Origin of the sequence: Microbacterium sp. 4R-513 (genome assembly GCF_011046485.1) — a bacterium.
Taxonomy (GTDB): Bacteria; Actinomycetota; Actinomycetes; order Actinomycetales; family Microbacteriaceae; genus Microbacterium.
The window spans coordinates 2,307,431-2,320,038 of sequence record NZ_CP049256.1 but is presented as its reverse complement, the minus strand read 5'-3'; the positions used below and the strand labels follow the sequence as shown (position 1 = coordinate 2,320,038).

The window sequence follows — 12,608 nt, the reverse complement described above, 5'->3', positions numbered from 1 at the left end:
TCGAGCCGTCGGCGGCATGAGATCACTCAGGGTGGTCGAGCATCAACCGGTCGGCGGCGCGGATCGCGAGCTCGTATCCGAAGACCCCCGCACCCGCGATCACCACGCGCGCCACGGTCGAGATGAGCGAATGCCGGTGCGCGGCGTCGCGGGCATGGATGTTCGTGATGTGCACTTCCACGATGGGTGCCGAGAGAATGTGAAGGGCGTCCAGCAGCGGAACCGACCCGAAGCTGAATCCGGCCGGGTTGATGACCACCGCCGCGTTCCGGCGGAACGCCTCCTGCACCCACTCGACGAGCTCGTGTTCGGCATTGGACTGCGCGAAGAAGAGATCGAAGCCGAGCTCACCCGCCAACCGCTCACAGTCCGCGCGGACATCGGCCAGGGTCGCGGTGCCGTAGAGCTCCGGCTCCCGCTGACCGAGCATGTTCAGGTTCGACCCGTTCAGCACGAAGAGCGCTCTTGCCACGGAAGACTCCTTTCACGATGATCCCGTCCCCCGGTGCGTCCCCTTGCACGATCGCGGGGACACACCGGAGCCGGGAAGGGATCCGCTACAGCAAGCCGAGCAGCTGCGGCAGGAACGTCACGATGATCGGGAAGAGCGTCAGCAGGAGGAGGACGGTACCCAGTGGGACGAGGAACGGGAGGATTCCTCGGAAGAGCTCGCCCATGGGTCTGCGCGTGATCGACCCGACGACGAACAGGACCGCACCGACGGGTGGCGTGAGCGACCCGATCATCAGGTTGAGGATCATGATCACGCCCAGCTGCACCGGCTCGATCCCGAACTGCCCGACGATCGGCATCAGGATGGGCACCAGCACGAGGATCACCGGCGGCGCCTCGAGGGGGGATGCCGAGCAGGATCAGCAGCACGTTGAGCATCAGCAGGAACACGATGGGGTTGTCCGTCAGGCCCGTGAGCCACTCGCCCAGGTGCCGCGAGACCTGCTCGCGGGCGAGCACCTGGCCCATCAGGTTCGAGGCACCCAGGATGAGGAGGATGCCGCCGGCGATGACGACGGTCTCCTTGGCCGACTTCCAGAAGACCGGCCATGTGAGCGTGCGGTAGATCGCTCCGAGTATCAGCATGTACACGGCCGCGATTCCCGCGCTCTCGGTCGCCGTGAAGAGCCCGCTGAAGATGCCGCCGAGGATGATCACGGGAAGCAGCGCCGGCCCGATCACGCGCACAGCGGCCTTGCCGAGCATCGAGCTGTTGAACGGTCGACTCACCGCTACGTCGGGGTGTCGTCGCACCCAGAAGAAGATGTACGCGGCGAGACCGACGGCCATGAGCATGGCCGGGATGATCGAGCCTGCGAAGAGTGCTCCCGTCGAGATCGAGGCCGTCGCGGCGAACAGGACGGCCGGGATGCTGGGGGGCATCACCGTGCTCATGAGCGACCCCGACGCCGTCAGGCCCGACGAGAAGCCGTAGGGATAGCCCGCCTTCAGCATCTGGGGGATCTGCACCTTGCTCGTCGATGCGGCGTCGGCGAGCGCCGACCCGCTGATCCACGAGAAGCCGATCGCCGTGCCGAGATTGACGTACGCGAGGTTGCCCGGAAGACGGGGAAGGAGTGCGCGCGCCAGGTCGTACAGCCGGGTGGCGATGCCGAGGTTGTTCGCGATGGTGCCGACGAAGATGAACAGCGGGACGGCGAGCAGCGGGAAGCTGTTGATGCCGTTCACGATCGACGAGATCGCGTAACCGGCAGAGAGCCCGTGGCTGTAGAAGTAGAGCATGCTCGACGCGATCATCGCGAAGGCGACGGGGACGCGAAGGAGCAGGAAGACGACGAACAGCAGGATGTAGAGCCAGAGATCCATCCTCAGCCCTCCATCTCACCGATGTCGAGCTTGCGCTCGGGGCGGTTCGCGTAGGGGATCTTGAACGACGAGTGGACCGCGGCCGACAGGAACCCGACGAGGGCGAAGATGTAGATCACACCGAGCGGCAGATGCATCGCAGCGCTCAGCCGGCCCCACTCCGTCTCGATCTTGACCCAGGCCTCATAGGCGAGAGCGATGCTCGTGAGAACCATGATGACCGCCGAGATGACGCGCAGAGCGATGAAGAGCCGCGTTCCGGCGAGCATCTCGTCGAAGATCTCGAGCACGATGTGCCCGTTGCGCCCGACGAGGTATCCGGTCGTGATGAAGGTGAGGGCGATCATCGAGAGGAGCGCGAGCTCACCCGCGCCCACCCAGCTGACCGAAGGGAAGTACCGGCCGAGCACCTGATACATGACGCCGAAGATGATGCCCGCGAAGAGCGTGACGGCGATGGTGATCTCGATCGCCGACAGGACACGGATGACGAGGGGGTCGGGCGGGAGGCCCTGATTGAACTTGGGGGTCGTGAAGAAGGTGTTCGTCTGCGGGAAGATCGAGTCGCGAAGAGGTATGGAACGGGTGTCGTCCGACACCTCGCCGGGCTCGGCACCGGTGCCCTTCTCGGGCTCCGCGCCGTTGCCCTCCTCGGGCTCCGCGCCGGGGTCCTTGTCCGTCATGGCTTCACCGCCATGGTGTCAGCGTGCATTGCCAACCTCTCTGTTGATGCCGGGCCGGGCGTGCGCGGGCGCACCGCCGCCCATGCGACTCTGGCCGTCCGTGGGACGCGTGCAAAGAAGAGTTTCGCCGAATGGGACACCGGTCCCGGACAAGGCGATCCGCCCCCGTCGCGAACGACGGGGGCGGATCGACTGATGTCGCGAGAGGTTACTTGACGACCGTCACCGTGGCGGTGGACGAGAGCTGCTCCTGCACGCCCGCGGCATTGAGGACGTTCACCCTCACGGTGAGTGTCACCTCGCCTGTGGGCACGTTGTTGTCGACGTCGGCCGCATCGAACTGGACGATGATCCGGTTCTTGTTGGCGGTCACCTTCGACGCCTCCACGACCGTCGACGACAGCGGCGTGACGAGCGCCGCACCGCTGTCGTACGTGTAGCCCGCCGGCAGCTCGAAGTGCGCCGAGACCTTGCCGTTCACCCCGGTGAACAGTCCGGTCCCCGACCCCAGGTTGAGCGTGCCCGGCGTGAACTTCAGCGCGCCCGGCTGATCCTTGGGCGTGAGGTATACCTCGATCTTCCCGGTCGGCCGCGGGTCGGTGCAGTCGTTGAAGAAGTACTCTCCGGCACGGTCGAACGTGTGCTGGTAGGTCTCCCCCGGCTTCAGCTTGACGTTGAACTCGCCTTCGAAGAACTGCGTCGCGCAGTGGTCCTTCACGTTGGGGAAGCTCGGGAACGTGTCGGCCCCCGGATTGCGGAACGTCACCGTCGTGCCGACGGGGACCCGCAGGTGCGTCGGCTGCATGCCGTTCTGCGACACGCTGTCCCGCGAGGCGGCGTTGTCGGCCGTGCGGCTCGCCCTCGCCAGGAGCACGGTGTTCGCCACGGTGGAGCCCTCGACCGCGGTGCCGCCCACGGGGCGACGGATCGTCAGGGGCGCCGTATCCGGTCCTTCCTGGCTGCCGGACTCGGTCCGGTAGTCGCCGCCGAGCTTGAACGACCACAGCGAGTCGCCCTGGGTCACGGAGGCACCGTAGGGGTTGGTCGATCCCGCTGCGATCACGGCGACGTACTGCTCGCCGTCGACCTCATACGTGACCGGAGCACCCGATATGCCGGAGCCCGTCTGGAACTCCCACAGCACGTCACCCGTCGCCGCGTCCATCGCCAGCACGCGACCGTCGATCTGACCGACGAACAGCAGATCGGATGCCGTGGTCAGCGGTCCCTGACCGTGCGACATGTCGGTGCCCAGGTGGTTGCGCCAGGCGACCTCGCCGGTCGACGCGTCGTAGGCCAGGATGCCGCCGGTCTGGTACTGCCCGATGGCGCGCAGGCCGTTCGCGGCCGCCCCGTCGTAGTGCGCCACGGGGTTCGCACCGTACGGGAAGTAGACCAGGTTGGTGCTGTGGCTGTAGGAGTTGTTCGACCAGTCGCCGCCGCCGTTCTGGCTCGTCGTCGACAGGATCGGCGCCAGGTACTGCGGGTCGTACAGGCAGCCCTCACGGTGTCCCGACGAGCCCGCCGGGTATGAGAGGAAGGGCTCGTCGACGGACACGTAACTGTCCGGGTTCAAGACGAGGTCGCCATCGGCGTCCGCCTGATACCCGTTGTAGTTCGGCACGCCGCGCCAGGGGTTCCCCGGGATGTTGTCGGGATCGAGTTTCTCCCACACGACGCAGTCCGGCAGCAGCCGGGTCTCAGGCATCGGCTGGGTCGGAGTGTTGTGCTGGCGGGAGTCCGTGATCACGGGCTGCTCGGTCACGGGCAGCACCGGCTTGCCGTTGGTGCGGTCGATCACGAACTGATGACCTGACTTGCTGCCGTAGAACGCGACCTTGCGCTCCTTTCCGTCGACCGTGATGTCGGCCAGCGTCGGCGGGTGGACGTTGTCCATGTCCCACACGTCGTGGTGGATGGACTGGTAGTGCCACTTGAACGCGCCGGTCTTGGCGTCGACGGCCACAAGCGTGTCGGAGAACAGGTTGTCACCAGGACGGCCGGACGCGTTCTGCGACGATGTGCAGCTGCGCGCGTTGCCGAACGTCATGATGTAGTACCCGAGCTCGGTGTCGACGGCGCCGTGCATCCACGACGTCGCACCGCCCTCCTCGGCGCAATCGGTGCCGTCTGCCTGCACGGGGCCCCAGGTGGCGGACGGGTCGAACGTCACGCCGTCGAGTCCGGTGAACAGCTGACCGCGCTTCGGTCCGCCGAAGAAGTGCCAGAGGTAGTGGCCGTCGCTCGCGTCCAACGCGACGACCGCGCCCCGGTCGCCGTCGGCCGCGTGGGCGTACACGACGCCGTTGTAGTAGACCGTCGCGACCTTGCCGACACGGCCCAGGTCTTCGCCGTTCGGGCCAGTCGGCTGCACCGCCCACACCTCGGCGCCGGTCTCCTGGTCGAGGGCCACCACTCGGTTGCCACCCGCCAGCGTGAAGATCTTCCCGTCACCCGCCGAAACACCCCGGCGGGTGCTCGATGTCCCGTAGGCGGGCTTGTCCCACTTCCAGATCGCGTCCCCCGTGACACCGTCGACGGCGATGACTCCGCCGCTCGGCGTGTCGACGTAGATGACGCCGTCGACGACGATCGGCGTCGTCTGCTGACCGACATTGGCCGACGCCGGCGCGACCGCGGAAAGGTGCGTCCGCCACGCCGGTGCGAGATCCTTCAGATTCTGCTTGCTGATCTCCGTCAGACCCGAATAGTGCTGATTGCCGAGATTGCCGCCGACGGTCGGCATGTCGTCGCCGGTCGGCTCCAGACCGGTCAGACCGGCGGGGGAACCGGCTCGGCGGGTGTGGCCAGGCCGTAGGCGGGCGTGGCCGCGACGGCGAGCGTCAGCACCAGCGCGCCGACACCCGCCGCGCCCAACCTCTTGGTCAGTCGTTTGCGCATCCCTTGCTCCTTGATCATCGTCGATCTGACGCCGCCGGGCTCATGTCCTGCGGCGCCGATGTGGGAAGCCGGCCCCGCGCGCCGCATTCGGCGGATCGGCGATACGGCCGGCGCTCGGACGCTAACCCCGCGTGGGAAGGCGGGCAATGGCGCGGCCCATCGAGTGGAACTCCACCTCGGGGGCGACCCCATCGGCACGGTCCGGCCGTCGGTTTCTGCCCAGTGGGACAGTCTTTGATCCCGGCGAGCGCCCCTGCTTAGCATCTCGCCGTCGGCATCGTTGCCCACGGACGGAGTTGTCATGGCCTCTTCAGCCACCAGATCCCTGTCACCCGAGCAGAAGCAGGAACTCGACGAGGTGTTCGCCCGCGCGCGGGCGGCGCTCGCGATCATCGAGACGTACGATCAGGCCCGCGTCGACCGCCTGATCCAGGCGGTCGCCTGGGCGGTCGCGAACCGCTCGTCCTTCCATCGCCTGGTGGAGATGGGCATCGAGGAGTCCGGGCTCGGCGACTTCGGAAGCCGCATGAACAAGCGCATGAAGATCCGCGGCGTGCTCCGCGATGCACTGCGCAGCCCCTCGGTCGGCGTCATCGAAGAGGATGCCGAGAAGGGCCTCGTCAAGTACGGCAAGCCGGTCGGGATCATCGGCTGCGTCGTGCCCACGACCAACCCGGACCTGACCCCCGCGGGCAACGCCATCTACGCGATCAAGGCACGCGACGTCGTCGTCTTCTCGCCGCACCCGCGTTCGAAGAGCACGACCTTCGAGACCGTACGGCTGATGCGCGACGCGCTCGAGGCCGAGGGCGCCCCCGCCGACATCCTGCAGTGCATCACTCTGCCGAGCCTCGCCGCTTCGCAGGAGATCATGCACCGCTCCGACCTCGTAATCGCGACCGGCGGGCAGGGGCTCGTCCGCGCGGCGTACAGCTCCGGGACCCCCGCCTACGGCGTCGGCGCCGGCAACGCGACCGAGTTCGTCGACGAGACCGCCGACCTGCAGGAGACCGCGCGCAACTGCATGCTGTCCAAGACCTCGGACTTCGGGTCCGGGTGCTCGGCGGACGGGAACATCCTCGTCCCGGCTGCCCGCTACGCCGACATGCTCGTGGCGCTCCAGGCCGAGGGCGGATACCTCGCGACGGCCGAGCAGCGCGAGGCCCTCAAGTCCGTCATGTGGGACGAGGAGGGGCACCGTCTGGCCGACACGGTGGCCATCTCACCGCAGCAGCTCGCGCGCGCAGCGGGATTCGACATCCCGGAGGATCGTCGCTTCATCCTCGTCGAGGGCGACGGCATCGGCGAGGACAAGCAGTTCTGCAAGGAGAAGCTCACGACCCTGATGGCGGTCCACGCCTACGAGGGCAGCTTCGAGGACGGCGTCGAAGTCGCCAAGCATCTCTATGACATCGGCGGCAAGGGTCACTCGTGCGGCATCGCGTCGACCGACGACGCGCACATCGACTACTTCGCCCGCCACATGCCGGTTTCCCGGATCATGGTTCGACAGCCCAACTCCAAGGCGAACGCGGGTGCGTTCACGAACGGGATGCCGATGACCTCGTCGATGGGGTGCGGGACCTGGGGAGGCAACATCACGTCGGAGAACGTCTCTCTCCGGCACTACCTGAACACGACGTGGGTATCGCGCACGATCCCCGAGGACCGGCCGTCCGACGAGGAGCTCTTCGGCGACTTCTACGACGAGGCGCTCGAGTCCGACTCGGCGCTGGCGGCATCGTGAACACGTCCGCCGACTCGGGCGGCGGCGACGCCCCAGTGACCGGCTCCTCGGCGGATCAGCTCGTCGACGAGGCCCGGCGGTGGTGGCAGACCGACATCATCGACATCCACCCCGGCGAGATCGCCCTGCGCGGCTATCCCATCCAGGAGCTCATCGGAAACGTCGGGTTCGTCGACACCATCTGGCTCATGCTGCGGGGCGAGCTGCCATCCCGCGCGCAGACGACTCTGCTCGAGTCGGCGCTCGTGGCGTCCGTCGACCACGGCCCGCACGCGCCCTCGATCGCGATCGCGCGAATGGCGACGACGTGCGGCGCGCCGGTGAACGGCGCGATGGCCTCGGCGATCAACGTGCTCGACGACGTCCACGGCGGGCCCGGCCAGCAGTGCATGGAGCTCTACCTCGAGATCGACGCCGAACGGGAGCGCGCTGGAGACCTGGCCGAAGCAGTCCGCAGCGTCCTGAAGCGGCACCGGGACGCGGGTCTCGCGTACGTGCCCGGATTCGGCCACCGCTTCCATCCGCTCGACCCTCGTACCCCGCGCCTGCTGTCTCTCGTCGAGGCGGCGGCCGCGGACGGGACCGTGTCGGGCCGCTTCGCGGCGATCGGGCGCGCGGTCGAGGACGCGATCAGCGAGGGCAAGTCGCGCCGCGTCCCGATGAACGTCGACGGCGTCACGGCCGTCATCTACTGCGAGCTCGGCTTCACTCCCGAACTCGGGCGCGGCGTCTTCATCCTCGCTCGCTCGGTGGGAATCCTCGCGCACGCGAACGAGCAGATGGTCCAGGGCGGGCGGATCAAAGGCCCGATGCCCAAATCGATCGACTACACCTACACGGGGCCGGCGCGTCGCTCGGTCCCCCAGAAAGACGGAAGAAGGAGAACGTCATGAAGGACCTGGTCTCCAACCAGATCGTTCGCTATCTGGAGGCTCGTGACGTCGAGCATGTCTTCGGACTGTGCGGACACACGAACATCGCGCTGCTGGCGGCCCTGGAGAGCAGCGATCAGATCTCCTTCGTCAACGTGCGGCACGAGCAGATCGCCGCGCACGCAGCGGATGGCTACGCCCGCGTCACGAAGCGGACGGGGGTCGTCCTGACCCACCTCGGACCGGGTCTGACGAATGCCACGACGGGTGTCGCCAACGCGGCACTGGACTCGATCCCCATGGTCGTCATCGCCGGCGACGTTCCCACCCACTATTTCGGGAAGCACCCGCACCAGGAGATCAACCTCCACGCCGACGCGGCGCAGTACGAGATCTACCGGCCCTTCGTCAAGCGGGCATGGCGGGTGGATCAGCCCCATCTGATCGCCGAGGTGCTCGACAAGGCGTTCACGCTGGCGGCGAGCGGCCGACCGGGGCCCGTGCTCGTCGACGTCCCCATGGATGTGTTCTCCGCCGAAGTCGATGTCGCCCTGTTCGACAAGGTCATCGGCAACACCCGCATGCTGGCGAGGCCGAGTCTCGATGAGACGGTTGCCGAGCAGATCGTCAGGAATCTGCTGGATGCCGAGAGCCCCGTGCTGTACGTCGGCGGCGGTATCGTCGCCGCCGACGCAGCATCCGAGCTCGCCGAGTTCGCCGACCTTCTGTCGCTCCCCGTCGCGCACAGCCTCATGGGCAAGGGCGCCGTGCCGGACGACAGCCCACTCGTCCTCGGGATGACCGGATTCTGGGGCACGGCCTTCACCAACGAGACGACGCGCACGGCCGATTGGATCCTTGCTCTCGGCACGCGCTTCGCCGAGGCCGACTCCAGTTCCTGGTACGCCGAGTACACCTTCGACATCCCCGCGACCAAGCTCATGCAGATCGACATCGACCCGGCGGAGCTCGGGCGCAACTACCCGCTCGAAATCGGTGCGCTCGCCGATCTCAAGTCCGCGCTCGCCGTGCTTATCCGCGTCGCCCGTCGTCTCGTGCCCGAGGGCGTTCGGCGGACCGAGCTGCTGGCGCAGATCGCGGCGCACCGCTCGACCGTGAAACTGCAGAACAGGGAGGCCCAGGCCTCCGATGCCTGGCCGATGCGACCCGAGCGGATCCTGTCGGAGACGAGGGAGGTGCTGCCGGCGGATGCGATCATCACCACCGATGTCGGCTGGAACAAGAACGGTGTCGGGCAGCAGTTCGACATTCTCACACCGGGCACTTTCCTCACTCCCGGCGGCTTCGCCACGATGGGCTTCGGCGCTCCCGCCGCCGTCGGGGCCAAGATCGCCCGGCCGGATCGCGTCGTCGTGTCGCTCGTGGGGGACGGCGGCTTCGGACAGAACCCGGCCGTTCTCGCCACGGCCCGCGAGCAGAATGTGCCCGTCGTGTGGGTCGTGATGAACAACAACGCCTTCGGCACGATCGCCGGCCTCGAGAAGGCGGCCTTCGACACGACGTTCGGCACGGTGTTCGGCAGCGCCGACGACCCGATGTACACGAACTTCGCGGCGATCGCGGAGGGCTACGGGGTCACCGGGATCAAGGTCGACTCGGCCGCCGAGTTCAAGCCGGCTCTCGAATGGGCCATCGCCCTCGACGGGCCGGTCGTGATCGACGTGTCGATGGTCAACGTGCCGACCCCGACGACGGGTCACTGGAACATCCTCGACATCTACTCCCCCGGCGAGACGGTCGAGCACGTCGCGACGGACTGAGGGGCGATCTCGTGGATGCCGCATTCGACGCGCGGCGCGTGGCGCTGTCGACCGTGTGCCTCTCCGGCACGCTCGAGGACAAGCTTCGCGCCGCCGCCGAGGCGGGGTTCCTCGGCGTGGAGATCCTCGAGTTCGACCTCATCACCTCGGCCTGGCCTCCGACCCGGGTGGCCGCCGAGGCGGCCGCCCTGGGCTTATCCATCGAGGCCTATCAGCCGCTGCACGTCGAGGCGGTTCCGCCTGATGAGTTCGGTCGCGCCCGGCGTCATGCGGAGCGGAAGCTGGACCTCCTGGCCGAACTCGGCACTCGGGTCCTGGTGTGCTGCTCGTCGAGGAGCGGAGACGGGGTCGACGACGACGATCTCGCCGCGGATCAGCTGCACGAGCTGGCGGACCTCGCCGGAAGCCGCGGCGTGCGGCTCGCATACGAGGGCGTCCCGTGGGGACGCGTCCGCACTCACGAGGATGCCTGGCAGCTCGTGCAGCGGGTCGACCACCCCGCCCTCGGGCTGTGTCTCGACAGCTTCCATGTGCTGTCGCTCGGCAACGGTGCCGCGGCGATTGAGGGCGTACGACCCGACAAGCTCTTCCACGTTCAGCTCGCCGACGCCCCGAGGCTCGACATGGACGTCCGCGAGTGGAGCCTTCACTATCGGATGTTCCCGGGTCAGGGTTCGCTCGATGTGTCCGGCTTCGTCGGACGGCTCGTGTCGATGGGATACGCGGGCCCGATGGCGCTGGAAGTGTTCAACGACGTCTACCAGCAGGAGGATCCGCGCCACGCCGCCATCGACGCCATGCGATCGACGCGAGCGCTCGCCGAGGCGGTGCACTCGTCCGACGCCGGCGCGAAGCTCGCGCCGCCGGGGGTCGATGGACTGCCGTCGGCACCGCGTCTCGACGGCTACGCGTTCGCCGAGCTCGCCGTGGATGCCGTCTCGGGCCCACTCCTGTCGCGCACACTGACGGCACTCGGATTCGGTCACGTGGGGCAGCACCGCTCGAAGCCGGTGCAGCTCTGGGAACAGGGCGGGGCTCGAATCGTTCTCAATCTGGCGCCGGAGCGTTCGATCGACCCGGCGACGGCGTCCATCAGCGCACTCGCCCTCGAGAGCGCTGCCCCTGAGGCCTCCCTTCGGCGCGCGGAGGGCCTTCTCGCGCCGAAGCTCGCGCGGCCACGGGGCCCCGGCGAGGCGGATCTCAGTTCGGTCGCCACTCCGGGGGGCACAACGCTCTTCTTCTGCGAATCGGGGCCGGGGCGCGACTGGCTGCGCGACTTCGAGCCGACCGGCGCGTCCACCGCACTCTCGCCCGTGGTGCACGAGATCGATCATGTGGCGATCACCGAGTCGGTCGACGACTTCGACCAGTCGACCCTGTTCCTCCGAACGGTTCTGGGGCTGATCCCGCGCGAGTCGACCGAGGTCAACGCCCCGTTCGGCGTGGTCCGGAACTGGTTCGCGAGCGATCCGCGTGAGCGCGTGCGCATCGCTCTGAGCACGACCCCGCTGCGCCGCGGCGACTGGTCGCCTGGAGTTTCGAGCCCGCAGCTCGTGGCCTTCTCCACCGATGATGCGATCGGCTGCGCGAGGACGCTCCGCGAGCGTGGCGCCCCCGTCCTCGAGATTCCCGCGAACTACTACGACGACCTGGATGCGCGACTCGACCTGCCGACGGAGTTCATCGCCGACCTGCGCGCGAACGGGATCCTCTACGACCGCGACGAGCACGGCGCGTTCTTGCACTTCTTCACCGAGATGGTCGCCTCACGCGTCTTCTTCGAAGTCGTTCAGCGCATCGGCGGCTACGCAGGGCTCGGCGACCCACGGACCGTTCCGCTGCGGATGGCGGCCCACCGCCGTCAGCGCATGCGCACGTTGGCGACGGCGCCGACCGCGAGCGCGTCGGAGCACCGCCACGACTACTCGCTGGCCCATCTCACAGCTCTGAGTCTGTCTCCGCCCGAGTTGGTCGACGCCGCCGCGGCCGCCGGCTACCGGTACGTCGGCCTGCGCATGACGAAGGTCACCCCGCAGGAGCCGCACTATCCGCTGGCGTACGACCCTGCGCTGATGCGCGCCACCAAGACGCATCTCGCGGCGACGGGTATCGAGGTCCTCGACATCGAGCTCGCGCGCATCACGTCGGGGGACGACCCGCGCGACTATCTCCGCTTCCTCGAGGCGGGGGCCGAGCTCGGTGCGCGTCACGTCATCACGCAGCTGCCGGACTCCGACTTCACACGCAAGACCGATCGATTCGCGGAGCTGTGCCGATTGGCGCTGCCTCTCGGACTCACCATCGACCTCGAGTTCCCCTCCTGGACGGAAACCCCGAATCTGACGGAGGCGACGCGCGTCCTGCGTGCCGCGGAGCAGCCGAATGCGGGGCTCCTCATCGATCTCCTGCACTTCGCGCGGTCTGGTTCCCGCATCGAGGATCTCCAGGGCCTTCCTCCGGAGTGGTTCCACTACGCACACGTCTGCGACGCACCGGGCACGATCCCGACCACCACCTCGGAGCTCATCCACACAGCGCGCTTCGAGCGGCTCTTCCCCGGAGAGGGCGGCATCGACATGCCCGGGATCCTCGCGGCCCTGCCGCCCGGTCTCCCGTTCGCACTCGAGATCCCGCGCGCCATGCTCGTGGCGCAGGTCGGCGCGAAGGAGCACGCTCGCTTGGCGATCAGCGCAGCACGACGGCACCTCGACGGATCGCCGTCGTGACGTGACGTCCCCACCGGGCGGGTTCGAGACGGCCGCTCCTGCTACGAAAGAAGCGCCCC

At 67.9% G+C, this 12,608-nt stretch carries 9 protein-coding genes; 4 read left to right on the top strand and 5 right to left on the bottom strand.

What is annotated here, in order from left to right:
* Window positions 1–22 precede the first annotated feature (22 nt).
* From G5T42_RS10025 to G5T42_RS17900, 5 genes are all read right to left on the bottom strand, one after another.
* Window positions 23–472 carry a type II 3-dehydroquinate dehydratase gene (locus G5T42_RS10025; protein ID WP_165128174.1) on the bottom strand — a complete coding sequence of 150 codons (450 nt, stop codon included), beginning with the start codon at window positions 470–472 and terminating at the stop codon, window positions 23–25.
* Window positions 448–1,839 (bottom strand): TRAP transporter large permease, encoded by a 1,392-nt coding sequence (locus tag G5T42_RS10020; protein WP_206535616.1) that lies wholly within the window; start codon window positions 1,837–1,839, stop codon window positions 448–450. Before G5T42_RS10020 ends, G5T42_RS10025 begins: the two co-directional genes overlap by 25 nt.
* A gap of 2 nt (window positions 1,840–1,841) precedes the next feature.
* On the bottom strand, window positions 1,842–2,522 hold the full coding sequence (locus G5T42_RS10015) for a TRAP transporter small permease (protein ID WP_165128172.1): 681 nt from the start codon (window positions 2,520–2,522) through the stop codon (window positions 1,842–1,844).
* A 208-nt stretch (window positions 2,523–2,730) separates the two neighbouring features.
* Window positions 2,731–5,268: a PQQ-binding-like beta-propeller repeat protein gene (locus G5T42_RS10010; RefSeq protein WP_165128170.1), complete on the bottom strand. Its 2,538-nt coding sequence runs from the start codon at window positions 5,266–5,268 to the stop codon at window positions 2,731–2,733.
* A gap of 26 nt (window positions 5,269–5,294) precedes the next feature.
* Complete coding sequence (locus G5T42_RS17900; RefSeq protein WP_277601747.1) at window positions 5,295–5,423, bottom strand: hypothetical protein; 129 nt, start codon at window positions 5,421–5,423, stop codon at window positions 5,295–5,297.
* 301 nt (window positions 5,424–5,724) lie between these two features.
* Here G5T42_RS17900 and G5T42_RS10005 point away from each other — a divergent pair, with 301 nt between their 5' ends.
* The 4 genes from G5T42_RS10005 to G5T42_RS09990 are packed head-to-tail and all read left to right on the top strand — an operon-like array spanning window position 5,725 to window position 12,549.
* Complete coding sequence (locus G5T42_RS10005) at window positions 5,725–7,170, top strand: aldehyde dehydrogenase family protein (RefSeq protein WP_165128168.1); 1,446 nt, start codon at window positions 5,725–5,727, stop codon at window positions 7,168–7,170.
* Window positions 7,167–8,063 (top strand): citryl-CoA lyase, encoded by an 897-nt coding sequence (locus G5T42_RS10000; protein WP_241245771.1) that lies wholly within the window; start codon window positions 7,167–7,169, stop codon window positions 8,061–8,063. The genes G5T42_RS10005 and G5T42_RS10000 overlap by 4 nt, the downstream gene beginning before the upstream one ends.
* Window positions 8,060–9,823: a thiamine pyrophosphate-binding protein gene (locus G5T42_RS09995; RefSeq protein ID WP_165128166.1), complete on the top strand. Its 1,764-nt coding sequence runs from the start codon at window positions 8,060–8,062 to the stop codon at window positions 9,821–9,823. The genes G5T42_RS10000 and G5T42_RS09995 overlap by 4 nt, the downstream gene beginning before the upstream one ends.
* Before the next feature lie 11 nt (window positions 9,824–9,834).
* On the top strand, window positions 9,835–12,549 hold the full coding sequence (locus G5T42_RS09990) for a TIM barrel protein (RefSeq protein WP_165128164.1): 2,715 nt from the start codon (window positions 9,835–9,837) through the stop codon (window positions 12,547–12,549).
* Window positions 12,550–12,608: the final 59 nt, after the last annotated feature.